The organism is Neobacillus sp. 114 (assembly GCF_030127045.1).
Taxonomy (GTDB): domain Bacteria; phylum Bacillota; class Bacilli; order Bacillales; family Cytobacillaceae; genus Neobacillus; species Neobacillus rhizophilus.
Window position 1 is genome coordinate 4250633 of record NZ_CP126144.1, and the last position, 25730, is coordinate 4276362.

Below are 25730 nucleotides of genomic sequence, written 5' to 3' on the forward strand. Positions count from 1 at the left end.
GGGAATTCGTTGCAACATAACGAATACACTTTAATAAGCTTAGAAAATTTACTCAAAGGTGGTAACAATGGAGGCCATAACCTTTAAAGCATTCGCCATCACAAATGAAATTGATTTAAACAAAATTGCCATTCATTGCGGAATACCGAAAAAATTCACCTGGGAGGAGCCTTTAGTTCTAAAGAGAGATGTTTTACGCTCGATCCTTATGCAAGAGGTCTCCGACATGCAAATGGTATTGATCTTTTCCTTCGGCAGTATCGTCTTTATCAATCATACAAACGAAGAGGATTTCCACATTGTATTTCGCTTTATTCGCTCCTTCGAGCCGGATGTTGACCTTAACATTGCCGGCAACTACACGGACGATTACAGCCTGCACATCGGAGAAAACGAGAGCCTCGAACTCGCTGACGAATACGTGGTAGTCCCGGCAATTGAGGATTTCTATCCTGAGCTAATTTCCACGGTTCTCGCTAAATCAGTGGCCCTCGAAAAAACAGAAGAACAACTCGGAAAGATTCATGATAAGCTTGAAAACATGATAGACCGGCTTGAAAAAGGAAACTTGAGAATCGGCAACAAGGAACTCGCCCGGACAACAGCGAAAATTGTGCGGCACGAGTATAACACCCTTGCCTATATCATGATTCTGGATAAGCCTGACATCACATGGACCAGCAGCACGGCCAGTGATTTTTATGATAGGATGATCGAATTTTTCGAACTAAATGACCGCTATAAAATCTTAAAAAGCAAAACGGACATCTTATACAATATCATGGATGGGTTTTCGACCATCAGCCACTCCATCCGCGGCCTGTTCGTGGAATGGATTATCGTCATTCTCATCCTGTTTGAAATTGTCCTGACCATTTTGCAAATTATAGGGTGGATTCCTTAAATTTATTTTTTACATCTTCTCTGATTGATTCAATCAGCTCTTCCGGTATTTCTGCCGGAAGAGACGTACCATCCTCATACACCCATCTGTTCATTACTTCTAGGTCCGATTTTTTGAATGTAATACTATATTGTTTCTCCTGATGAATAAAATCCACCGTTACATATTCTTCGCTTGCAAAGTCATCATCGATAATCATGTTGTTAATCTCATATGATTTCACGGTTTAAACTCCTTTAACATTCATGTATTAAATTTTAGCTTGTCCTACCTTCAGCCAAAATCCAACACGATTTTTCGATTTTTTTCGCAAATTTATAACATATTTTTAAAATAAGCTTCATATAAAAATAAAGAAAGGTTTGTACAATGATAATAAGGATTTCGGAAGGCGGGAATAGAATGGACAACAACACTCCTGTAATTTATAACGGCAAGAGGTATGTCATCCTTTTTAAGTACACTTCTGGGTACTGCGAAATTAAAGAAGTAGGAAGCTTGCATCACATCGAATTGGTTCATTTATCAGAATTAACAGATGTATCATAACACCACAAAAGGCATGCCACTTAAGCATGCCTTCTTTTATTTAGACCTATTCTTTTCCTCCGCCAGACGCTTCCCATTTAGCAACTTCCTCACGGACAATTGGTGCCACTTCTTTTCCTAAAAGCTCAATCGCTTTCATCACGTCTTCATGAGGCATGGTGCCAACAGGGACATGCAGCATGAAACGGGTGATTCCTACATTTTTTCGCAATTGAATAATCTTGGAGGCTACCGTTTGCGGATCGCCTACATATAATGCCCCTTCAAAGCTGCGGGCGGCATCGAAGCTTGAACGGTCGTATCGGCCCCAGCCGCGCTCCCGTCCCAGTTTGTTCATAGCATACTGTGTCGATGGGAAAAACTTTTCCACTGCTACGTCGGTCGTCTCCGCAACGAATCCGTGCGAATGAGACGCAACTGGAAGCTTTTCAGGGTCATGACCAGCGCGGGCAGCGGCCCGTTTATAAAGTTTTACCAGCGGTGCGAAATGAAATGGGCTTCCTCCGATGATTGCCAGTACTAATGGAAGCCCCAGCAGACCAGCGCGGACCACCGATTCGCTCGTGCCGCCGCTCCCAATCCATACGGGCAGCGGGTCCTGAACCGGTCTTGGGTAAACACCGCGATTGTCGATAGCAGGACGGTGTCCTCCTCGCCAGGTTACTTTTTCCGATTCACGGATCTTTAATAAAAGCTCTAGTTTTTCATCAAAAAGCTCATTATAATCACTTAAATCATATCCGAACAACGGAAACGATTCAATAAAGGAACCGCGTCCAGCCATAATTTCGGCCCGTCCGTTCGAGATACAGTCAAGTGTTGAAAAATCCTGAAATACCCTGACTGGATCGTCAGAGGAAAGAACCGTCACAGCACTAGTTAGGTGAATTCGTTTTGTTTGCGATGCCGCTGCCGCTAGAATCACCGCAGGTGCAGACGCTGCATAATCCTCGCGATGATGCTCGCCTACACCAAATACATCAAGCCCAACCTGATCTGCTAGAACGATTTCCTCAACCACTTCCCTAATTCGCTGGGCATGGCTTATCACCTCGCCGGTTTGGACATCCGGCGTAGTTTCCACAAACGTGCTAATACCTATTTCCACTAAAAAACCCCCTAACTGACTTTGGCAGTCAGCATTATCTAATTCCTTTTTATCATTTATTTTGCGTTTGTTCCAAGAAAATAGCCTGAACACCTTATTTTAATATGTAATATGTTGAAAAAATGGTTAATCTATTAGGAAAAGCGTGCTTGGGGAGAGTCTTCATGGATAAAACTTATAATAAGAAGGTATCGCTTTATGCTGTACGGGAGCAAATACATAGAGGAGTTGAAAGAGTACCGCATTTAACGCCTGAATCCGTCGGATTGGGTGTCTTGCTGGCATTAATCGGCGGATTCTTGGATGCTTATACGTATGTGAGCAGAGATGGGGTTTTTGCAACTTCCCAAACCGGCAATCTTGTATTGTTGGGAGTTGAGGTTTCAAAAGGAAATTGGGACCAAGGTTTGAGGCATATACCTCCTATTTTGGCGTTTGTAATCGGGGTTGTAGTTGCTCAAAGCTTGAAACAACCGTTTATTACGAGGAAGTTTCCCCATCCCGCCCGATCGGTGCTTTTCTTGGAAAGTCTTGTCCTTTTGTTTGTCGGAGCCCTGCCAGCGGCCGTGCCCAATACGTTTGTGGTTATAACGATTGCGTTCGTGTCTTCCGTTCAAATTTCGTCGTTTCGGACTTTGGTTAAGTGGCCCTATAATTCTGCGATGGTGACTGGTAATTTGCGTACGGCGGCCGAAGCAGCCTATACCGCTTTTGTACTTCGCAACCGCCAAGGCATCCAGCAATTTTTCGATTTTAGCGTTGTGATCGTTTCATTTTTAGTGGGGGCGTTACTGGGAACCCTGTTCACCCAACATTTTGGAACAAAAGCGATTTGGTTTGTGTCGGGGATATTGATTTGCGCGTTAATGGTGTTGAATGCGAATCCGAGGACTCTGTTGAATAAGGGGTAGAAGTTTTACTTTTTAAACACTTTGTTTGATACCTGCACTCTTTAGTTTGGTCTATAGAAGGACTTATTGGACATTTTGATGCCTGCCACCCCTCGTTTTGTCTTTTAAAGCCTTCTATTGGACACTTTGGCCCATCCATTCTGAAAGAGTACTAACAATAACCATGTACCGTTTTCCCATATGCAGAAAGATTATATATTCCTCCGTATCATTCTTCATAACTAGCTTTATTTTTAATGGTTTCCTATACGAATTATGTCGCTGTTTTACATGAAAGAATTGTTCCTCCTCAACTCCTGTTCTCCCTTTTCCTTTACAATCTTTACATATATGTAATTTATGTCCCTTACCACTAAATTTCTCATTTGCTCGATATCGGCCGCATCCTCTGCAATAATGGCCTCCTTTTTTAGCCATCCTAGTCCAACTCCAAGAATTTATAAAATCTATCAACTTTGGCTATAATGATATTAATACTATTTTGGATTTCATTAAAATTAGTTATGAGGGATTCCAATGCAAAACCTTGAACAGCAACTTCAGCAAGCATTAAACGAATGCCAGAGACTTAAACAAGAGAATCAGCTATTAAAGCAAATATTAAAATCTCATAACATAAATTATCGTCCACAACAGTCATATACCATTTCCATGAAGGAACAAGCTAAAAAGGAAAAGATTCTGGAAAGAATTAAGATTTTCAAAAATCTTTTTAGGGGCAGGACAGATGTTTTTGCTGTCCGCTGGGAATCTAGTGATGGTAGAAAGGGTTATTCACCTGCTTGTGATCATGAGTGGCATCCGGACCTTTGCCATAAACCTAAAGTGAAATGTGCCGTTTGTCAGCATCGAAAATTTCTCCCCCTTACCGACCAGGTAATCTACGATCATCTATTTGGGAAACAAACGATTGGGATCTATCCCCTGCTACTAGATGATACCTGCTGGTTTTTAGCGGTTGATTTTGATAAAAATAACTGGCAAAAGGACTCGCTCGCTTTTTACAGCACTTGCAAAGAGTTGAATGTCCCTGCCAACATTGAACGGTCCCGTTCAGGAAATGGCTGTCACATATGGATATTTTTCGACCAAGCACTGCCTGCTTCCCTAGCTCGTAAACTGGGTAATCTATTATTATCGCGTACTATTGAAAAAAGACATGAAATCGGAATGACTTCGTATGACCGTTTATTTCCCAACCAAGATACTATGCCGAAAGGGAACTTTGGTAACTTAATTGCCCTGCCCTTGCAAGGTCGGTCAAGAAATGAAGGAAACAGTTTATTTGTTGATGAAAACTTTGTCCCATTTGAGAATCAATGGAACAATTTAAAACAAGTTAGGAAAATGTCTTTAGCAGAAGTACAGGTCCTAATTAATGAATTTAACGGTGCTTCTTTTAAAGAAATCCGCCAACCAACAGAGATTAAAAATCTGCCTGAAACATTGAAGGTCATAGAAAGAAATGGTTTATACATTGAAAAGGAAAAACTCCCTTCCTCTTTCATCCATAAACTGATGCAGTTGGCGACCTTTAATAATCCAGAGTTCTATAAGGCCCAAGCCCAGCGATTTTCAACACATGGAATCCCTAGAAAAATAGCTTGTTATGACGAAACTGACCAATGCTTCATTTTGCCTAGGGGATGTAAAAATGAACTTATGTTATTGCTTAATGAACACAAGATTAAACCCGATTTTCAAGATGAGACCAATCAGGGCTCCGAGATTTCGTTAAGCTTCAAAGGGACCTTAAGAACTGAGCAAGAACAAGCAGTCACAAAATTATTGGAGCACTCTAATGGGATATTATCGGCAACCACCGGATTTGGTAAAACTGTTATTGCAGCTACCCTAATAGCTGAAAGAAAGGTAAATACATTGGTAATTGTTCACCGAAAACAGTTAATCGAGCAGTGGAAACAAAGCCTATCTAACTTTTTAAGTTTGGAAACCAATCAAATAGGACAAGTTGGCGGTGGAAAAAACAAACAGTATGGAATAGTTGATATCACAACTATACAAAGTCTTAATTATAACGGGGAAATTAAAGATTTGATTTCCCAATATGGCCAAATTATTGTAGACGAATGTCACCACATCGCAGCCTATAGTTTTGAGAAAGTGTTAAAAGCAGCAAATGCAAAATTTGTTCATGGGTTAACAGCAACCCCTAAAAGAAAAGATGGGTTGGACCCGATTTTGACAATGCAACTGGGACCAGTTCGTCATAAGGTTACCGCTAAAAATCAAGCAAAAGTGAGACCGTTTGATCATATCCTTCTGCAAAGGTACACCAATTTTAAAAGTTCAAAGAAAGAAGAAAAGAAAGGTATTCAATCCATTTATAGTGAACTCGTTAAGGATGAAATCCGAAACCAAATGATTTTTGATGATGTTTTAAAAGAACTTGAAAAAGGTTCGGTCCCACTTATATTAACTGAGAGAGTAGAGCACGCCTATCAGCTAAAATCAAGGTTTATGGGATTTGCCAAAAACATCATCATCTTAACCGGTCAAATGAGCAAAAAGGAACAAAAGGAAAATTTAAAAAGACTAGAAGAGTTATCGGATGATGAGGAAAGACTGGTTATTGCCACAGGAAAGTACATTGGGGAAGGCTTCGACCATGCCCGATTGGATACCTTATTTTTAGTCATGCCGTTATCCTGGGAAGGTACATTGCAACAATATGTCGGCAGACTTCATCGACTCCATGAGGATAAATTCCAAGTGAAGGTCATTGATTATGTGGATCATAAAGAGCCAATTTTGAAGGCTATGTTCGAAAAAAGAATGAAGGGCTATAAATCGATGGGATACAAATTGCCGGAAACGAAGTCAAAGGCAGGATCTGAATCCGAGCAAATGAGGTTGTTTTAAAAATTTCAAATAGGGTGTCAACAAGTGACACCCTAATTTTGCATTTGTGGTTATTATTCCTTACAAAACCGGCACCTTCGAACAGCTTTTAATGAACTCCACAAATAAATTATTCATCACTGAATCGGTACTCGCCATAGATTCCGGATGCCACTGTACTCCTAAAGTAAATGTGGTTGGATGAATATACTCTACTGCTTCAATAATTCCGTCAGATGCCGTCGCAACCACACGTAAATCGGCAGCGACCGTATCCAAAGCTTGATGATGAAGGCTATTAACTCTTACCCGTTCAGAACCAATCATATCAAATAATTTACTATTATTTGAGATATTCACCCAATGACTATCCCTGCTCCTATCAATCTTTTGCGTATGTTGAATTGGCTCTTTGACTTGACTCGGGATATCCTGTATTAATGTTCCGCCTAAGGCTACATTTAATATTTGGACTCCTCGGCAAATTGCAAGCAGTGGAATATTATTCTCTATTGCATATTTTGCAATGGCTATTTCAGTCAAATCCCGTTCTGGAGTGGTCGGCCCTAAACGGCGATGAGGGTCTTGTCCATAATACTTTGGATCGACGTCCTCTCCACCGCTAAGGACGATTCCATCACATAGTCCTAGAGTTTCAACAGCCAATTCAGGATTTATAAAAGGAAGCACAATCGGAATTCCTCCATTTGCGGCTACGCTTTTATGATAATCATGGTGGACATAAACACCTTCCATATATTCGTTATGGTTAACATAGGCACCCGTAATGCCGATAATTGGTTTCTTATGCATTTTCATCCCCCTCGTATGTAGCAACACTAAAAACCACCATTTTTTCAAATGATGGCATTATTCAAAATATATCATAAAAAAGTTTTAAAGAAACTAGAAAAAGATTCATATTAAACTTCTATTAATAGACTTTTATTGCTATCCGCAAAATGTAACTGATTTTCCAATGAAGCTATTCCACAATCGTAATAATTGGTGGGTTCTGTAAGAATCTCATTAAATTAGGACCATCCTCCTCAGCTGCTTTTGCCTCCGGACTGGCCAATGCCTGTGTCAATGTGTCCACACTCTCAAACTCAAGCTCGGTAATTAAATACAAATTCAAATCAGAATTTTGGGTCTGAAGGACGCGGCGAACCGATTCCCTCATAATGTTAGGAATCTTCTTACCTAGTGGAACATGGACATTAAAATAATGTTGATCAAATGCTTCCTTATCAAGCGGTTGTTCATACATAATTATCATTTTGGCCATAAAATCCCCCCCTTTTATCACGTCAATTTCAATATATTTCGGCCATTTCCCTAAAAATACCTTTTTAAATAAAAATTAATGTCCTAATGAAAATAAACGTAATTTTTTAAATAATAGTTCCATAATCTTAGTTTAGTTACCATTGGTTGATTTTCAGACTAAAAATTCAATTCGGGGTGATAGAATGGATAAAAAGTTTGACGTAATTATTACTGGAGCAAGATGTGCAGGCTCCTCTTTAGCTATTTATCTAGCAAAGGAAGGTTTTCAAGTATTGTTAATTGATCGGTCTTCTTTCCCTAGTGATACTCTATCCACTCATACCTTTTTCAATAATACCACCGCGCTTTTCCGCGAAATGGGTGTGCTTGAAAAGTTATTGGAAACCAATGCGCCTCCGGTTAAAGATATAAAGTTTCAGTTCGAGGATACCACGATTGAAGGGAAAATACCTGAAGTTCTTGGAGAGGAAAATTGTTATTGTATAAGGAGAACATTTCTGGATCATACTCTCTTTGAACACGCTAAATCTCTAAAGGGCGTGACTGTTTTAGAAGGATTTCGGGTAACGGACATCATCCGCCAAAATGGAGCAATAGTTGGTATCAAAGGGACTGATTCTAATGGCCTTGATCAAGAATTTATTGCCGATATCATTGTTGGTGCCGATGGAAGAAACTCAACCATCCGCAGGCTTACTGACAGCAAGCAGAAATTGCGTGTGCCCGCAAAAGTAGGCATTTATTATGGGTATTTCAGAAACTTTAACAACGATCTTGTACCGAAATTTGAAGTCCACAGGGTAAAAGACAACACGGCGATTCTCTTTCCTACAAATGATGACCTATGTACCGTTGTTGGAATATTCCCATTAGACAACAAAGCTTTCATTCAGAACTTGAAGAATAAACCGGAAGAAAGTCTTCGCAGCCTATTAACGGAAGGTTTTCCAAACACCACTATCGGTTCCCGGCTGAAGCAGGCCACCCTTGTTGAACCGATTAAAGGGATTCTAGGCTATGAAAACTTCTGGTATACCGGGATGGGAAATGGCTGGGCGCTGGTTGGGGATGCGGTTTGTTTTAAAGACCCAAGCATGGCACAAGGGATCCATGATGCGGTATATGGCGCAAAAATACTTTCTGGAATTCTAGTAAAATATAAAAATAAATATCAACAATGGCCAATAATATCTGAGGAGTATCAAAAGTCACTGGAAGATGAGTTTATGGTCCGTTTTTATATGGGCTGCGAAATATCCAAAAATGAACGGATTTCTGAGCAGCAAGACGCTATCAATAAGCTGATTAGCGCTCACCCTAAAGCTGTTGAGAAATTTCTAGGAATCTACAACTATGCAAACGAACCGGCTGATTTGGAAAAAGAACTAATGGGCATTATGGGTGAAAATACTTAATCATCAAAAAAGAGATTTATTACTTCGGAAAATTATTAATAGGGCGAATTGCAGCCCCCTAATTAATCATTGGGGGCCTGCTCTCTTGATATTTATACTAAAAATCCCCTTAACTGTTTCTGTTTTCTGGACAATTCGTCAACGATTTGTTCGTACTCATGTAACCTCGTTCCTAGACTTTGCTTTCTCTCGACAATCATTCTCCTCACCTCATCTGGATTCGGTCCCCCATGAATGCTTCTTATCCTAACAAAATACTCTGGAGAAATAATGTTTTTCCATTCATCCTCAGTAAGGGATACATCGACGAATTCTTGCAGCATCGAGTTAATCTCATCAATCTTCCAATCATTTAATTCTTTTTGTCCCTTACATGTTTTATTGGCAATTGCGCTTGCAACCGAATGCGCCTTCCTGAAGGAGATATTATATTTCCTCGTTAATGTATCGGCCAGCTCCGTAATCGTGATGCAGGATTTTTCGGACATTTCCTTTAAATGACTCTTATTAACTTGAAGTGTCAATATCACAGCATACATCAGCTTCATCACGCGGTTAGCTTTCGAAAAGGCCTTGTATAAATGCGGCTGCAGATCATCCTCTGTATCAACGATATCCCCAAATGGCGTATTGTGAATCATTTGGATGGCGGCCAACGCCTCACCAACAGAGCTGCTAGCAAGCGACCGTGAATGTTCAACTGATACCGGATTCCGCTTCTGAGGCATAATGCTGCTGACTTGAACATACGGGTCTGCTACCCTAAACGCGCCAAATTCCCTCGTTACATATAATAAGAAATCCTGAATCCATCTACCGGTATTCACCATACAAGTCATGATGGCGGTTGCTGTTTCCAATAAATAATCCGCTCCGGCGATGGAATCATAAGAATTCTCAATAACTCTATCAAACCCCAACAGCTCTGCCGTCCGCGTCCGGCTGATGGGAAAGCCCGTCGTGGCTAATGCCGCCGCTCCAAGCGGTGATTGGTTTACTGTTTCAAAGGCAGACCATAATCTCTTTAAATCCCGCTGTAAGACATCATATATTGCCAAAAAATAATTCCCTAACGTCGTTGGCTGTGCTGGCTGTGTATGCGTATAGGCCGTCATATAGGTTTCCGCATGACGCTCCGATTGCTCCAATATTGCTTCACTCAATCGATACCCATTCCCTATCAGCTGTAAAAGATGCTTCCTCAGCACCAAACGGTACATGGCTACCCCCATGTCATTTCTGCTTCGGCCGATATGGATTTTCCCTGCCAGATCATTCCCGATCTCCTCTGCAATTTTTGCCTCCATCATGAAAAATAAATCTTCATATTGAGGGTCATATGGAATTTCCGTAATATCCGTTTTTGCAACTTTTTCAATTCCTCCCAGCATGATTTTGGCTTCGTCCCTTTTGATAATTTGCTGTTCCGAAAGCATAATCACATGTGCACGATGAATATCAAACATTGCCTCAAACAAAAAATCTCTTTGGTCATAAAATATTGGCTTTAACAGCCCTTCAATGTAGGTTTTACCCGGAAATGAAGTCCCTTCATTCTCGAGAAATTCATGATGCTTGTTCATATAGTTCACTCCGATTTTTTGGCTTTGATGGTCGAATCTTTTCCCACCAAATTGTCCCTGCAATACATGTATACGGGATTTATTTTCTTACAGTGACATCTGATTACTTTATTGACACAAAAAACCGGAGCAAAAGTTGTTCATCGCTTGTACATTAGAGAAATTTGGTTTGCTATATATTCAGAGCTATAATGAATGCCATCCTTGATCCACCAGATAATAATCCCCATTAATGAAGCTGTCAGGATTTCAATGTATACATAATTTTTGGGTAACTCCTTTTGTTTGTTGTTTCTTCTAGTTTCTATTAGATTTTTTATAAGGTTATATAAATTGGTTTCAATACTTTTATTTTCAAATAAAATGGCAAAAAATTTCCGATTTTCATGGATGTAGTCAAAAAATCGAGCGAATGGCACGCGGATCTTCTTTTTTTGGACTAGACATTTTAAACTCCTTTATCGATTATAAATGCTTTCTTCAACAGATTGCCTTCAAATGTGAGGAAAAGTGCTGTAAAAATAGAAACCGCATCATCTGAATTAGCAAAGGAAAGTTAGATTGAATATAAGAAATGGCTTTACCAATAAAAAATGACTATCAAAATATCAATGATAGTCATTTTTCGTTACATATTTAGTTTGCGATAGGTGACGGTAACCGTCCATTAAAAAGGTTTTTTATTGAGCCTTTAATTTTTCCATTTCAATTATTTTTTTCAGGTATCCATATTCCTTTGGGTCGAGAATGTCAATCTCCTGATTTGTCGCGAGGAGAATCTGGTCTCGGCACTTTGAAATTCGTTGAAGCATTGGGTATATAGTCAAACTTGATAGATTTACAAAATCATATAAGTCGTTTAAGCAAACGGGTAATTTATAGCCTTTATTGCTGCTGGAGATTAACAACCCGCTATCGCGCAGTTTCGAAACAATGTTGGAACGGAAATAATGCTGATTCATTTTCACATCTCGAATGGCATTCAAATTATCGAGAATTTCTTGAGTATAGACGTATTCATCGGGATTTTCCTTCAAATTGAATAAAAGGAACTTTAAAAAATCGATTCGGAGCCTTTCGTCCTCTTCCTCACTTTTGCGATGATTTCCGATATATTGATAGGAGGAATTGACGGCTTGTTTGATGATTACTTCGTTGTATCGGGAGTCGGCGGGGTCTGTTTTGTAATCATAAAGAAAATGTCGGTAATCCAAAGGCAGTAGATTAATAGCGGCAATTTTATGTTTAATCATTTTTAACAATGAATGGGAATAGACGGAATAGGAACTACGGTCGTAGCTTGTGCCCAAAGTCTCCGCCATTAAGCCGGCCAATTGAAGCAGGATATCAGACTGGCTGTTATTGAACCCAAATGAAGAATAATTGAATAAATCTGGAATACTCCTTGTCATGATGTACTTTTTAAATTCCTGCAAAAATTTCTTCCCCTCAGCTTCATCCGTCACAAGATCAAGCTGATCAAAGGTTCTATTTAAGTCCTCATAAACCATCCGATTTACATATTTAATAAAAGGTGTTTGATGCATAATGCCGCTGTCTTCTCTTACCTTCCGCTTATCAATGACGTACGCATATATGCTAAAAGGCAAATCCTTAATATCCTGCAAAAGCTTAGATCTTTGGGCATCATCCATAGGCGCTGCTTCTGACGGAAAATAGTTCTGAAGCTGTCGTTCTAAGTTTTCTTTTTCAGATTCTTTAACAAGTATGGATACGATGATAAAGTGGGTCGAATGGTCGTGGTTGTCAAAATTAAATCCATAATTTCCAAATTCATCAAGAAACGCAAATTGTAACTCGTTCAACTTTCCCACCTCACCATATAAAGGAATTTACCTAATTATTTCAACAAAACGTTTGGAAACCCTTTAAAAAGTTATCTTTTTCCTTAGCAAAAAAATAAAGCAGGAATACCCGCTTTATTCTGCAAATAATATTTTGATTTCGTTTTCCGCTTCGACCATTCTTCCGTATTTGTAGCCTTCGATCAAAAGATGTTTTTCATGGGCATCCAGGGACCGGCACCATTTTGTTTCAAGGTACATAATGACTTCGTTGTACAGTATGTATGGGTATTCACATGGTTCATTCATAAACGTTCACCCCTTCCTAAAAAATCTCCTCATTCTAAGTTTTGACCGTTTAGTGATTTAAAAGACTTAATTTCTAATATAAATAAATGAGAAAGGAGTGATTTTTTGAATCCCAATGATCCTTTTATAAAAATAAAACCATACCTAACAACACATAGTTTATTTCCCGAAAATCAGGAGGCACCGATCCATTTTCTTGAAAACAGTGAAACCCCAACCGGATTAACCTATCGAAGAAATCACTTTCCATTTCCTGCCCTTTCCACCAAATCGTACTATCTAACCATCACAGGCTCAGTGAAAAATCCCATTTCCATCCCATACAATCAAATCATTACAATGCCATCTCGGACAGTAACTTCTGTCCTGGAGTGTTCAGGAAACAAACGAGCCCACTTCGAACCAAAAGTGTTTGGGGAGCAATGGAATGATGGGGCTATTAGTCAAGGAACATGGAAAGGGGTGCCCCTTTTCTATCTGCTGCAGATTGCCGGGATACAAGATAGTGCCCGTGAAGTGGTCTTTGAGGGTAATGATTCTGGAGTCAAGAAAGGTCAGCACGTTCATTTCGCAAGAAGCCTTCCGCTCAAAAAAGCAATGGAACATGATTGTATAGTCGCCTGGGAACATAACCATAAACCGATCAGCTCAAAACATGGTTTTCCTTTTCGTTTAATCGTTCCTGGCTGGTACGGAATGGCGTCAGTCAAGTGGTTAAAGACCATTCGTGTGGTGGACCATCCATTTACCGGGCCATTCCAGACTGATGATTATGTTTATTATCCCCACAAAAACAATAATGAAGAGGCCGTCCCTGTGACAGTGAGCCATGTCAATTCGATTATTCAGCAGCCGCGTGACCGGCAAATCTTGCAGTCTGGCCAGCATGAAATAAAGGGTCTAGCTTGGACTGGCGAAGGTGTGGTTACATTCGTTGAAGTCAGTTTGGATGATAGTGAAACATGGAAGCCGGCCACTCTCCATGGCCAGCCCCTTCAATATCAATGGATTATGTGGTCATATTCTTTTTTATTTGAAAAAAATCGAGAATACTCCATCAAGGTCCGAGCCTATGATTCAAACGGCCATTTCCAACCTGAGATAGCTTTCTGGAACTGGAAGGGATATGGGTACAATGCGGTGTCACAGATAAAAATAAAGATAGAATAATGCTTCATAGGGACGGTTCTTCTGCTTCAGAAACAAAAGAACCGTCCCAGCGTTTCACAAGCTTTCAATAAAGCTTTTTAGTACATGTACTGATATTACGCAATCGTTTAGGGAGGACCATTCTTTTGGATTGTGGCTGATTCCGTCCTTGCTTCTTACAAAAATCATGCCGACTGGGATCTCCTCTCCTAAAACCATCGAATCATGTCCGGCACCGCTTGGTAATCTCATTGGCTCAATTTGATTTTCTAGAAATGCTTTTTCCAGCTTCTTTTGAATACTTTCATCAATCGGTACAGGCTTGACAGAAGTGTTTACCTTAATCGATACCTCCATCCCTCGTGTTTGAGCAATGGAATTTGCTTTTTCCGTAACAAGCGAGACGAGTTCATCACGGGTATTCTCATAAATATCCCGGATATCAGCAAACAAGGAGACCTCTCCTGGGATGACGTTTACCCCATTTGGATGAACAGAAAGCTTACCAACCGTTGCAACAGCAGTAGAGCTTACTTTTTCGGGTAATGTCTCCACCGCAACCACAAATTCACCTGCAGCAACTAGCGCGTCCTTCCGGTCATTCATCGGTGTATTTCCGGCGTGGCCCGCTTTACCTGAAAAAATAATTTCTAGCCAGCACGGCCCGGCTATTCCGCTAACAATGCCAACAGGGAGCCCCGCCTTTTCAAGTCGCTTTCCTTGTTCAATATGTACCTCAACAAATAATCCAATGTCCTTCTTGTGGCTTGAAGCCTTTTTCAAGTCGTCGAGACTTGTCCCGTATTTTTCAAGTACCTCTTCAAATGAATCCCCATTAAAATCAGTCAATTGAAGCTGTTTTTCGAGATCAATCGTTCCCATCAAGCTCATACTTCCTGTTAAACTGCCATTAAACCGAGCTCCCTCTTCATCTGAAAAAATGACAACTTCAAATGGACGCTGCGGACGATATCCCGTGTACTTCCACGCCTCAACCACCTCAAGAGCAGCTAATACGCCCAGTGGGCCGTCAAAATTCCCGCCATTAGGTACACTATCAACATGGGAACCTGAAGCAACTGCTGGTATAGAATCGGCTAATCCCGATAACCTTCCGAATACATTGCCTGCCCCGTCCTCCCAAACCTTTAAACCGGCGTCTTTCATCCATACTTTCACTTGTTCTTTTGCTAGCTTTTCCTCTGCCGAAAAACCAGGGCGATTGACGCCACCGTCAGCAGTAGCACCAATTTCCGAAAGCATGGCCAATCTATGCCCTAATCGTTCCCCATTTACACCCGAGTGATTAAGCGCGGAATCATAGTCTTTTAAAAGTTTTGATATAAGGTTTTCTTTTGACATACAAACCCTCCTATACATATTTCTTATTGGTCCCCACTATCTTCCTAGGGTTTCCTTTACATCGTTAAGCGTTGGAAGAGGTGCCATAGCACCCTTTTTGAAAACAGCTAATCCTCCGGAGGGACTTCCAAATATCCCAATCACAATATCCACTTTATGTATAACTCTCTTAAATTTTACCAAAATTTTTGTGGATATGATAAACATAAAAAAAGACCTAAACGGTCGATGGGAAGGACAAACTCCTCATAATGGCTCATTTTGAGTCTTGCCTGATCGAATCAGTAACACCCTAAAATATGCATTTTTTAAAATAAAGCAAAACTCCTATCCTTCACCTAACAAAACATAGTTCGATAGAATCCCTCTATTATTTTATTTAGAACAAAAGATTCAATTTTCCAAATTTACTAACTTTTCCCTAAACTTCCAGTTCATTTTCTATTATTATCTTATTAGAGTCCCGAAAGATTTGTTAAATATAAATGAAAAATCCGGGATTACATAATTATTAGGGGGAAGTGTTGAATGAGAAAATTTACAAAGTTGGTCGTTCCGACTGCAATGGCTCTTACCATGGCGGTGTCTTCTACCGCCCTTGCAGAGCCGCAATCCAATCCAAACGGACCATATGTTGAAAATGAGCAAAACATCTCACTCTCAAGTTACATGTCCAATGAAGAACTGGCAAAAACTCTTCAAAAATTGGAAGCATCCTCGAAAGGAAAAATGAAGCTAGAAATTGCCGGATACTCCAATTTGGCACCAGATGGCTACCAAACAGAGACTGAAAAAGGCTATCCATTGTATGTGGTGAAATTTGGGGACTCAGACCCAAGTAAGAAACGAATTCTTATCACCACGCAAATTCACGGCAACGAACAAATCGGAACCGAAGCAGCGATTGATATTATCCAAAGACTATCAAGCAACGCCAAGGAAGTAAATGAAATACTAGATAAGGTCTCCATTTGGATTATGCCACGGATCAACCCGGAAGGTGCCGATAACCAATTTGAAGGAAAATGGTATCCGACCCGCTACACCCATCAAACGTGGCTCCCAGAAAAAACAGGCCTGCCATCCGATACAAAAGCACCTTGGTACTACAATGCTCTAGGCAGTGAACGGGCCCAGAATAATAATGGTACAGTAGTATACGGTATTCCAGGTTATGATCAAAACCGTGACTACAATCCAAATTTAGATTTTAGAGTTGAAAATCAAGACCCGGCCGAGTTCACCAAGTTTTTAAACAGCAAGGCAACAAATAACAGCAACAATGGAGGATTTTTTGTCACCGCTGAGGCCCGAACTGTTTCCTCCGTCTTTAAAGAGTTTAAACCAGATGTATACGTTGATGTTCATCACCGCGGTTTCAATACTGTTTCCGATGAAGATAAGCGTTCCGTTCCGGTGCAAATTGCGGCAGTGGTAGCTGATCCATATACAGATCCTTTCTCAGGGAAACACTATGAAGTGGACGAAGATGTCCTGAAGCTGGGCAAGCAGGTAAATGCCCTTTCTTATCTGGCATTGCAACGTGGCTTTTCCCATTTTGGAGCCATTCAAAAATATCCGGATGTAAACTTGCCTGGAACGGCTCTAGGGGCATTCGCTTTAAATGACACTGCGATTATGTTGATTGAACTTAAAGGCCAGAGCCAAACTCTTGGACAAAAGCAGTCCGGGATGTTGAAGGAAACCGTAAAAGCGCCATTATATGAGGTCTTTAAAGGGCTAGCAGACGGTTCTATAAACAATGTTGACACTAAAATTTATGACGATGTTCCGGAATCCTCGAACAGAATTAGTGACCCAACAACCAGGGATAATGATATGGCGTTCTAATCATTTCTATTAATCTCTGGAAAAATGAGAAAAAACCGCAGATCAGTTCACTGTGAATCTGCGGTTTTTCCTTTTAAAATTAATCCCAAAAAAAGATCATTCTCTATTGTTTACTACCATATTAAAATTACACTATATTTAAATGCCTTTCTTCGAATCAACCGCCATGATTGGTTTGACACTAGGCATGTTGGCGATATAAACCCCCATCAGTACTAATATGCCCCCTAAAATTTGCGACAGCATAATCCGATTCCCCAATATAAAATGCGAAGCAAGAATGGCGACAAACGGTTGAACATTCATGAACATGGATGCCGTTCCTGCCCCCACCTTGGCCACCCCGCTATTCCACCAAAAACCGGCCATTCCTTGTGCAAAAATCGCAGCAAAAATTAGCAACAACCACATGAAGACAGAATGACTGATGGCAGTCCCGCTCACCAATCCTTCCACCCCGGCTGCAGGAATCATCAGGACACTCCCTAAAACAGTTGCGTAAACTGTAACCACAAAAGATGGCATAGTTTGGGATAAACCACGGATAAATAAAATACTGATCGACAAACAAAGCATTGCTATAAAAATATTAAAATCTCCCCAAGAGATTCCGAGTGTACCTCCGGCAACCCCAATAATTGAAAAAACACCAATCAAACTGATCATAGCCCCTAAAGATTTTTTAGCTGTTAATTTCACCTTAAAAATAAACCGTTCGAGGATAATTGTCGCAATTGGTGCCAGCGAAATGATTAATGACGCATTGGCCGGTGTGGTATGTTTCAGACCGGTAAAATAAAACGTCTGGTTTAAAAGCGTACCAAAAATTCCAACACCAACAAGATATCTCCATTCCGAGCTTGTTGGGCGCTTTATACCCTTATAAAAGAGCGCGACAATGATGAGAAAAAGGGATGTAATGCAAATCCGGACCGTTGATAAGAATACTGGGGAAAACCCTTGAAGTAAATAAGCGCTAATGGGATAATTACAGCCCCAAAAGACAGAGACTAAAAACAAGCTGATAAAAGCTTTATTTTGGCCGACATTCATAAGGGTGTACACGAACCTTTCCAATTTACTATAATCATGTTATCCATTATAGCATGGTGTTTCGTAACACGAAACGTATTTTTATTGCTAGAATTCTATATTTTTACATTAAAAAAGGGAATCTTACCATAAGTAAAATTCCCAACTTTATACCTTAATTGTTCGGTTTTCTGTATAGCCTTCATATTCTCCGGCGATTAATTTGCCAGATTTACGATGCGTCCTTCCAAACTTGGACTCACTGTTTTTCCTTCTTGGGCGGTAACATATTCAGTAAAGGTTTCCCAGTCTACATATCCCGGCTCGCTAACACGGCCTTCACTGTACGCTTTCGCGAATACGGTAAAACCGTCTCCGCCTTTTGCAGTGAAGGTGTTCGTTGCAACTACGTATGTTTTACTATCAACAAGAGGTACATAATTAACACCATCTTCTTTTACCTCTACTGATTTCACCCTTTGCCCGACTACTTGATTGCTGTTATAGGTAAATTTTATACCGGATACTTGCAGGAACCCGCCAAATGCTTTCGGTGCGTCCTTTACGCTTATTTCCAGAGCCTCTTTAATTTCTGCACCCGTTAATTTCATGATGCCCAGCGAATTTCCAAACGGCATGATTTCGAGAACCTTTGCTAAGGTAATACCCCTGCCAGCACTGAGGTCCGGATTCCGCCGCCATTTTGGAAAGCAATAACGGTATCCGGATTGATTGTTTTTGCTTTTGCCAGCATACCATCGGTAATCAGGTTACCTAGATTGGTTTCACCAGTTCGTGCAGGCGGATTGCCGCCGATTAAGTCAACGGTTGTTTTTCCAATCACGGTATTTTGCATTTCTACTACAGCTGGTTTGTATTTCGTTTCGAGTATTTGTGCGGCCACCGGATCATTAGGGATGACATAAGCGTTGTTCACTTGTTGATCAAGGTCAATTAGCTTGCCCCCAAAGCTAACAACTTTTCCATTTTTATCAAATTGAACATCCAATGTACCCAAAAATTTGCTGTATTCATTGGCCTGGACAATGACCGTCGGTTCCTTGCCGGCTTCTACCATTACCGGTTGGTCCAGTTTAGTATGGGTATGGCCGCCGACGATGATGTCAATCCCGTCAACTTCCTTTGCTAAAGTGAGGTCGTTATCCCCGCCGCCATCATCGTATCCGATATGAGTCAGCGCTATAATTTTGTTGACGCCTTTTTCTTTGAACGATTTGACTGCTTGTTTTGCTTCTTCTAGATAATTTTGAAAAACCACATCAGGGCCTGGGCTGGAGATGTCCACGGTTTCGGCAGTCGTCAATCCAAAAATCCCAATTCTCTCGCCGTTTACCTTTTTAATTATGCCATTGTAAATTTCCCCATTGTGCTTGGGATTGTTTTTTATTTCATCATTAAAATACCGGTTGATATTTCCATCTTTCTTGAAGTCGACATTGGCGCTGACAAATGGAAATCCCGCCCCTTTCACAAAATTCGCCAAGGTGGCTGTCCCTTTGTCAAATTCATGGTTGCCAAATGTCATCGCGTCATAGCCCGCAAGATTCATAAACTCTAGATCCGCCAGACCCTCATACTTGTTAAAATAAAGTGTCCCGCTAAAAACATCCCCTGCATCCAATAAAAGTGAACTTGGATGTGCTTCGCGCACTTGTTTAATAGCGGTTATCCTTCTTGCAATATTGTCTAAATGTGCATGGGTATCATTGGTGTGCATGATAGTCAACGTATAGCTGCTTTTGTCTTTATTATGTAGAGCAGATTCATAGGAGGCATTAGCTTGTGCTTTTGCCGGCGGTACGGGAAGTTCTTTAGGGGCTGCAAGAGCAGCAGTGGCGGTTGTCATCATGGCGGCGGCAGTTAATACCGAGAAAAACTTGCGGTAAAGCGTTTTTTGAACTTTCATCCAATCCCCTCTTTACATTTAAATTTTCACCTGGTGTATGAATACATACGTCATTTCTATTTTAGCAAATTTTTCTAGGGATTTCCCTCCTTTTGCGGATATGACTGAAATTAAATCCAAAAATGCGAGAACTATTTTTAAATTCTCGCATTTCTTTAGTTACGAACCCAAAGCAATTCTTTGGTTGATTCGTTGCACAATGGCATCCACAAACTTCTTGCATCGCTCTAAGTCCTTTGCCTGCGGAATCACTTCAATTTTAAGAGTGGCCGCCAAGTTAGTCTGAACATAAAGCATATCCCTAAATTCATCAACTGCCCCGCAATATCTTGGGTACCCGCTGTCGCCAGTTCCTGCCGCCCCCGTAATCATGCTGCTGACCTCCAAAGTTTCAAAAGCGCGGTACAGTTCCATCATTTCGTATGGGATTTCCCCATTTCCCCACGTATAGGTTCCAACCACGACTGCATCAAACCCCGCTAATTCCCAAACTGGAAATTGGTCGACACGAAACAGGGCTGTATCTCTATTTTTCTGTAAAAATAAACTCCACAGCAAATAGGCTAACTCCTCCGTATTCCCTGTTTTTGATGCATAGACGATGGCTATTTTCATAACTCATCGAACCCATTTGATTGGGTGACCTTAGAATAGGTCCGCGGCTTCTGCTCGAAGAAATCGGATTTTGTTCCGTTCAGCATTTCATCACTAAACACATGAATCCAAGGCATCGGATTGTTCCTTTCCTTATATAAATTCTGCAATCCAAGCTGTCGAAGGCGCTTATTGGCAAGATATTCTGTATATTCCTCATACTCTCTTAAATCGATACCGTCAATTTCCTTTAAGATAAAGGACGCCCATTCCTTTTCCAGTTCAACGGCTTGTCCAATGGTCTGATATACATAATCCAGATTCTCCTGAGTGTACAGCTCTGGATTCTCTGTTAACAAAATCCGTATAAATTGGGCCATGAAGTACGCATGCTGCATTTCATCCCGCTGGATATAGCTGATCATCGTACTGGTTTTCAGCATTTTCTGCTCCCGAGCAAGATGATAGAAAAAGGCAAAGCCCGCATAAAAATAGATCCCCTCGAGGTTAATTGAGTTTACACCTAATTCAAATAAATGTTGCGCTGTGGGCTTTTCGCGAAATCGTTCATATGCATCTAAAATCAGTTGGTTCCGTTTTTGTACAATCTGGTCACTTTTCGCTTGATTAAACCGCTCATTTTGTTCACTTAACGGCACAAGGGAGCTCAGTATATATGAGTAGGATTCATTATGGACCGCCTCCTGTTGGGCAATCACTGCAAAAATCGCTTTAAAGCTGGAATCGGTCACATAATCCATTACTTGTGTCATCGTCGGTGTTTGCAGGCTGTCCAGCGATGCAAGCTGGGTATTGATTCGCAAAAATACATCTTTTTCAATGTCACTAAGCAGGTCCCACTGTTTTATGTCATCCTGCATATTAATCTCTTGCGCCTTCCAAAAATTTGACAATAACGTTTGATACAAATCGTACATCTGCGGATAGGCAATATCGTTCCAATTGAGCAGCCCCGATGACTGCCCGTTGATAATACCTGTTGATTTATTTGGAAACTCCGGGTTCAGCAGTTTTATTTTTTTCAAAAGGTTCATGGTTCCTCCTATCAGCTATGGCAAGCTTCGCATTCCTCGATTTCCGTTTGCGATGTGCTTCTAACATAGTACGTCGTCTTTAAACCCTGCCGCCACGCTTCTAGATGCAGGTTCAACAGTTCTTTCGCCTTGATATCATGCCGGACATAAAGATTAAAGCTAATCGCCTGGTCAATATGGCGAGCGCGGGCAGCATTTTGTTGAATGCTCCACTGCTGATCGAGCTCGTGCCTTGCCCGGCGGTAATAGATATACGTTCGATGGTTCAAATCTGGTGCTGTTACTTTAAATTTAAAGTTTTTCTTTTCCTCCGCGTATTCGACAGAGTAAATTGGGTCAATTCCATCGGTTGAACCACCAATCTTGGCCGTTGATGAATTTGGTGCGATAGCCATTAGCCAGCCATTCCGGAGACCGTATTGTGCGACCTCCCTTTTTAACTCCAGCCACCTATCAGACCGATACTTTTTCCGGACAAAATACTCGCCTGTCTGCCACTCCGAACCAAGGAACTTGCTGTAGGCTCCCTTCTCTCGGGCCAATTCCATTGAGGAACGGATGGTATAATAGGCTATCTCCTCATAAAGCTCATCCGCAAATTCAACGGCCGAATCAGATTCCCAGTGGATCCCCTTCAGCGCTAAAAGATGATGCCAACCAAACGTACCGAGACCGATAGCCCGGAATTTTTGATTCGTCATCTGCGCCTGTCCTACCGAAATGGTATTTAAATCAATGACATTATCCAGCATTCTGACCTGGATACGGACCAAACGCTCCATTACCTTAGCCGGCACCGCTTTTGCTAGATTGATAGATGATAGATTACACACCACGAAATCTCCAGGTTTACGAACAATAACTGCATTTCCATCCTGATCCTGGTATTCGTTAACAATTTTCGTCGCCGACATATTTTGCGTGATTTCCGTACAAAGGTTGCTGCAGAATATCGAGGTGCGGCCCTTTCCTAATAGATGTTTATTAGGATTTTGCCGGTTGACTTCATCCCGATAAAACATATATGGCGTGCCCGTTTCCAATTGCACCATCATGATTCGCGCCATAATATCCATAGCCCTATACGTTTTTCGCGGCAATAAAGGATGGTTAACAGCCTCTTTATATTTCTCCGTAAAGTATCTCCGGTCAATTTCATCGTAAAAATCCTCTAGTCCAAGTGGATTTCCATCGGCATCCTTCCAGCCCATCACCTGCTTCACTTGATGGGGACAAAAGGTATGCCACTCGCCGCTGCTTCTGCCAGTCCCATCGGTCTCTTGCAGTTTTTCCATAAAAAGATCGGGCACGCAGACACCTGTAAAAATATCATGTGCTTTCCGGCGTTCGTCCCCGTTGTTCGTTTTCAAATCCAGGAATCCGTTCATCAAGTCCTTATGGAATAAATCCAAATAAACGGAAATCGCCCCCTGACGCTGCCCTAATTGATCAACACTTACTGCGGTGTCATTAACTAGTTTGATCCATGGTACAACACCAGAGGAATTTCCCTTGAATTTCTTAATATCAGAACCCAGTGCCCGGACTTTTCCAAAGTAAATCCCAATCCCACCGCCATCTTTGCTTAACCTGGCAATATCCCAATTGTTTAAATAGATGCCATCAAGGGAATCGTCCACCGTATCAATGAAGCAGGATGAAAGCTGGCCAAAGCTTTTTCCGGCATTCGCCAAGGTAGGAGTGGCAACGGTCATGTATAAATTGCTCAGTGCCCAGTAGGCTTCCTTTACAAGCTTTAATCGATGGTCCTTGTCCTCATTTTTCATGATTGTCATGGCAATGATCATGAAACGTTCCTGCGGTAGTTCGAAAATGGTTCGATTATGGTCTCGGGCAAGGTAACGGTCTGCCAATAAGAATAACCCTATGTAATTAAATAACTCATCCCGCTCTGGGTTTATATCTGCTGCTAATTCATCCATTTCCTCTTTGGTATATACATTTAATAGGTCACTAGAATAAATCCCTATTCTCGTTAAATGTTGAATTAAGCCGTAAAAATCTCCGTATTTTAATGAAGAATCATACCCTCTGTTTTCCGATGCATTTATATAGAGTTCATACAGATATAACCGGGCAGCGATAAAAGTCCAATCTGGCTGGTCCATAGCAATTTGGTTTACTGCATATAATAACGCCTGCTGATTTGCCTCTTTTTTGGAAATATCAAGTTCCCTAATTTGTTTTTGCAGCTCTGTTGTATCGAGATTATATTTCTCCGAGACCTGCCTAATTGTTTCTAAAACTTCATGTAAATCTGATTTTTCCTGTGTGGTCATGGTTTTCCCCCTAAAAATAAAAAATCCGCTTCGGGGGGATCCGAGCGGATGAAACGAGCAAACAACAAAATAGAAAACGAAACCATGCCTTCTTTTTCTGTCGCCGTCGTTTCCTCTTCTCAATCCCCGAAGAAGTTGAAACATCTTAAGAAAGACAGGTCTCCTGACTTATGCATCACTCTACTCTGAGCCCTTCCCGTATAAGCACCTATTTTCATAAGCCTTCTTATACAGTGGTTTGCTCATTTCGTCAGCATTTACAGTTGCGGGGGCAGTTCCGGCATCACACCGGATTCCCTATTAAGCCGTGTTCGGCGTCTTCCTTTAAGGCTAACACAATATATAGTTTTTAGTTTTGCAAATAAAACAATATATAGAAAAACTAATATCAATATTAGTACAAGCTCATTTTTTGGTCAAGTATTATTTTCCATCAACAACAACATTTGGCTCTACTGAAATATCGATACTTGGCCGTAATGTCTGCGAAATAAAGCAAGCTTTCTCGGCCCGGACTGCAATCTCTAGCAATTTTTCTGGGGAGATCCCCGAGGCACTATTAATATAAAAAACTGGGCGATGGATAATTTGTTTAAACTTCAATTTGCCATCCTCCCTGTCAACTACACCCTCAGAAACAACCTCGAGTTTTTCTACCTCAATTTTTCGATTCCCCAGCATCGCCCCTAGTGTAATCATATAACAATTATTGGAAGAAGAAATAAGCAGCTCCTCTGGATTTGACCCGATTCCTGGACCCTCCATATCCGCCGGTGCCGAAACAGCGATATCCAGACCACCGTTTGTCTGAATATGCCCCTTCCCATTCCGATCTCCATGCCAGCTGCCATTTACTTTAAAGTAAAAACTTTCCATTTTGCAAATACCCCTTTATCATTTTTTATGAACCATCCTTATTAACCTTTCAACAAAATTTTCGAAACCCCTGCAAAAAATGACAAAAAGGAATCTTACATTTTTTAATGTAAAACTCCTCCATTCTTCACTCAATGTGTATGGTGATTATGATGGCGGCGGAACAATTGATTTGAATCCTCTGCCATGATCAAAATACCTAAGCCCATCTCCACAATCCCTACAATCAGAAAAATCGGTAATGTTTAGCGAGACATTCGTCGTAAAAAGTTATTAATTTAAAAGTTAACCTCATCCGCCTTTACAACGGCAATCTGATATTCAGGAGTTTTCACCCCTCTTAGGGTACTATTATGGTGATTTATTATTTGCTCGGCAGGATAAAATCCGTCAACAGTGGTATGACCGTCCTCAACTAATGTAACATCAAAACCTTGTGATATGGCCGCACGGCAAGTCGTATCAATGCAGAATTCCGTTCTCACTCCGACCACAACTAGGTTGGTCACACCTCGATTTTGCAACTCTTCTTGTAATTCCGTTTGATAAAAAGAATCCGCCGCCCGTTTGTGGATTACGATATCCTGTTCGCGCGGAGTGATACCGGAAGCAAACTGCCAAAATTGAGTCCCCCTTTCCAACAAATCTCCCTCCGGACCTTCAAACTGAATATAAACGATCGGGACATTTTCACTTTCTGCTTTAGCAATCATCTTTTGTATCACGGAAACCGTTTCATCCTTTTTATAGGTCCCCCAAATTGGACCTAACTGCACATCGATAACCAATAAAGCTGACTTTCCTGCTCCCATAAGAATTCATTCCCCTTTCGCAATTCTTTTGTCTTT

General features: G+C 40.9%; 22 protein-coding genes, 1 pseudogene and 1 riboswitch. Of the genes and pseudogenes, 7 read left to right on the forward strand and 16 right to left on the reverse strand.

Going from position 1 to position 25730, the window contains the following annotated elements:
- The first annotated feature begins 67 nt into the window (after window positions 1–67).
- The gene (locus QNN06_RS20630; RefSeq protein WP_284035868.1) at window positions 68–904 is read left to right on the forward strand and encodes an RMD1 family protein; all 837 of its coding nucleotides are present in this window, start codon (window positions 68–70) and stop codon (window positions 902–904) included.
- Here the strand turns inward: QNN06_RS20630 and QNN06_RS20635 are convergent.
- Complete coding sequence (locus tag QNN06_RS20635; RefSeq protein ID WP_284035869.1) at window positions 885–1127, reverse strand: hypothetical protein; 243 nt, start codon at window positions 1125–1127, stop codon at window positions 885–887. The two genes, QNN06_RS20630 and QNN06_RS20635, sit on opposite strands and share 20 nt — an antisense overlap.
- Window positions 1128–1306: 179 nt before the next feature.
- Between QNN06_RS20635 and QNN06_RS20640 the strand changes: the two genes are divergently transcribed.
- Complete coding sequence (locus tag QNN06_RS20640) at window positions 1307–1453, forward strand: hypothetical protein (RefSeq protein ID WP_213118969.1); 147 nt, start codon at window positions 1307–1309, stop codon at window positions 1451–1453.
- Between the two features lie 46 nt (window positions 1454–1499).
- On the opposite strand, the gene QNN06_RS20645 is transcribed toward QNN06_RS20640, so the two are convergent.
- Window positions 1500–2561, reverse strand: coding sequence for an LLM class flavin-dependent oxidoreductase (locus tag QNN06_RS20645; RefSeq protein WP_284035870.1), 1062 nt, complete (start codon window positions 2559–2561; stop codon window positions 1500–1502).
- A gap of 164 nt (window positions 2562–2725) precedes the next feature.
- Between QNN06_RS20645 and QNN06_RS20650 the strand changes: the two genes are divergently transcribed.
- Window positions 2726–3472, forward strand: a complete 747-nt coding sequence (locus QNN06_RS20650; protein ID WP_213118967.1) for a YoaK family protein — start codon at window positions 2726–2728, stop codon at window positions 3470–3472.
- Window positions 3473–3988: 516 nt separating this feature from the next.
- The gene (locus tag QNN06_RS20655; RefSeq protein WP_284035871.1) at window positions 3989–6355 is read left to right on the forward strand and encodes a TOTE conflict system archaeo-eukaryotic primase domain-containing protein; all 2367 of its coding nucleotides are present in this window, start codon (window positions 3989–3991) and stop codon (window positions 6353–6355) included.
- Window positions 6356–6415: 60 nt separating this feature from the next.
- Here the strand turns inward: QNN06_RS20655 and QNN06_RS20660 are convergent, their stop codons facing one another.
- Window positions 6416–7147 (reverse strand): gamma-glutamyl-gamma-aminobutyrate hydrolase family protein, encoded by a 732-nt coding sequence (locus QNN06_RS20660; RefSeq protein WP_284035872.1) that lies wholly within the window; start codon window positions 7145–7147, stop codon window positions 6416–6418.
- 172 nt (window positions 7148–7319) lie between these two features.
- Entirely contained in the window at window positions 7320–7622 is a 303-nt protein-coding gene (locus tag QNN06_RS20665) for an EthD family reductase (protein WP_284035873.1), read from the reverse strand.
- A 184-nt stretch (window positions 7623–7806) separates the two neighbouring features.
- Between QNN06_RS20665 and QNN06_RS20670 the strand changes: the two genes are divergently transcribed.
- Window positions 7807–9039: an NAD(P)/FAD-dependent oxidoreductase gene (locus QNN06_RS20670; protein WP_284035874.1), complete on the forward strand. Its 1233-nt coding sequence runs from the start codon at window positions 7807–7809 to the stop codon at window positions 9037–9039.
- A 92-nt stretch (window positions 9040–9131) separates the two neighbouring features.
- Here QNN06_RS20670 and argH read toward each other — a convergent pair whose 3' ends face one another.
- From argH to QNN06_RS20690, 4 genes are all read right to left on the reverse strand, one after another.
- On the reverse strand, window positions 9132–10622 hold the full coding sequence (argH, locus tag QNN06_RS20675; protein WP_284035875.1) for an argininosuccinate lyase: 1491 nt from the start codon (window positions 10620–10622) through the stop codon (window positions 9132–9134).
- A 140-nt stretch (window positions 10623–10762) separates the two neighbouring features.
- Complete coding sequence (locus QNN06_RS20680) at window positions 10763–11041, reverse strand: TetR-like C-terminal domain-containing protein (RefSeq protein ID WP_284035876.1); 279 nt, start codon at window positions 11039–11041, stop codon at window positions 10763–10765.
- Window positions 11042–11302: 261 nt separating this feature from the next.
- The gene (locus QNN06_RS20685; protein ID WP_284035877.1) at window positions 11303–12448 is read right to left on the reverse strand and encodes a DUF3800 domain-containing protein; all 1146 of its coding nucleotides are present in this window, start codon (window positions 12446–12448) and stop codon (window positions 11303–11305) included.
- 114 nt (window positions 12449–12562) lie between these two features.
- The gene (locus QNN06_RS20690; protein ID WP_213118960.1) at window positions 12563–12736 is read right to left on the reverse strand and encodes a hypothetical protein; all 174 of its coding nucleotides are present in this window, start codon (window positions 12734–12736) and stop codon (window positions 12563–12565) included.
- Between the two features lie 105 nt (window positions 12737–12841).
- On the opposite strand from QNN06_RS20690, the gene QNN06_RS20695 reads away from it, so the two are divergent.
- The gene (locus tag QNN06_RS20695; protein ID WP_217036042.1) at window positions 12842–13906 is read left to right on the forward strand and encodes a sulfite oxidase; all 1065 of its coding nucleotides are present in this window, start codon (window positions 12842–12844) and stop codon (window positions 13904–13906) included.
- A gap of 54 nt (window positions 13907–13960) precedes the next feature.
- On the opposite strand, the gene QNN06_RS20700 is transcribed toward QNN06_RS20695, so the two are convergent.
- Entirely contained in the window at window positions 13961–15247 is a 1287-nt protein-coding gene (locus QNN06_RS20700; protein ID WP_217036040.1) for a Zn-dependent hydrolase, read from the reverse strand.
- Window positions 15248–15775: 528 nt separating this feature from the next.
- Here QNN06_RS20700 and QNN06_RS20705 point away from each other — a divergent pair.
- A complete protein-coding gene (locus QNN06_RS20705) occupies window positions 15776–17098 on the forward strand; it encodes a M14 family zinc carboxypeptidase (RefSeq protein ID WP_284035878.1) in 1323 nt (440 codons plus the stop codon).
- A gap of 138 nt (window positions 17099–17236) precedes the next feature.
- Here QNN06_RS20705 and QNN06_RS20710 read toward each other — a convergent pair whose 3' ends face one another.
- From QNN06_RS20710 to QNN06_RS20745, 7 genes and pseudogenes are all read right to left on the reverse strand, one after another.
- Window positions 17237–18151 (reverse strand): DMT family transporter, encoded by a 915-nt coding sequence (locus QNN06_RS20710; RefSeq protein ID WP_254124751.1) that lies wholly within the window; start codon window positions 18149–18151, stop codon window positions 17237–17239.
- A 197-nt stretch (window positions 18152–18348) separates the two neighbouring features.
- Window positions 18349–20057 (reverse strand): annotated as a pseudogene (locus QNN06_RS20720) (bifunctional metallophosphatase/5'-nucleotidase).
- A gap of 159 nt (window positions 20058–20216) precedes the next feature.
- Window positions 20217–20672 (reverse strand): flavodoxin domain-containing protein, encoded by a 456-nt coding sequence (locus QNN06_RS20725; RefSeq protein ID WP_213118954.1) that lies wholly within the window; start codon window positions 20670–20672, stop codon window positions 20217–20219.
- Window positions 20669–21706: a ribonucleotide-diphosphate reductase subunit beta gene (locus tag QNN06_RS20730; protein WP_213118953.1), complete on the reverse strand. Its 1038-nt coding sequence runs from the start codon at window positions 21704–21706 to the stop codon at window positions 20669–20671. Before QNN06_RS20730 ends, QNN06_RS20725 begins: the two co-directional genes overlap by 4 nt.
- Window positions 21707–21717: 11 nt before the next feature.
- Window positions 21718–24006 (reverse strand): ribonucleoside-diphosphate reductase subunit alpha, encoded by a 2289-nt coding sequence (locus QNN06_RS20735; RefSeq protein WP_213118952.1) that lies wholly within the window; start codon window positions 24004–24006, stop codon window positions 21718–21720.
- A 136-nt stretch (window positions 24007–24142) separates the two neighbouring features.
- A riboswitch (cobalamin riboswitch) is annotated at window positions 24143–24343 on the reverse strand.
- Between the two features lie 86 nt (window positions 24344–24429).
- Window positions 24430–24882, reverse strand: a complete 453-nt coding sequence (locus tag QNN06_RS20740) for an OsmC family protein (RefSeq protein ID WP_213118951.1) — start codon at window positions 24880–24882, stop codon at window positions 24430–24432.
- Window positions 24883–25160: 278 nt separating this feature from the next.
- Complete coding sequence (locus tag QNN06_RS20745; protein WP_284035881.1) at window positions 25161–25694, reverse strand: cysteine hydrolase family protein; 534 nt, start codon at window positions 25692–25694, stop codon at window positions 25161–25163.
- Window positions 25695–25730: the final 36 nt, after the last annotated feature.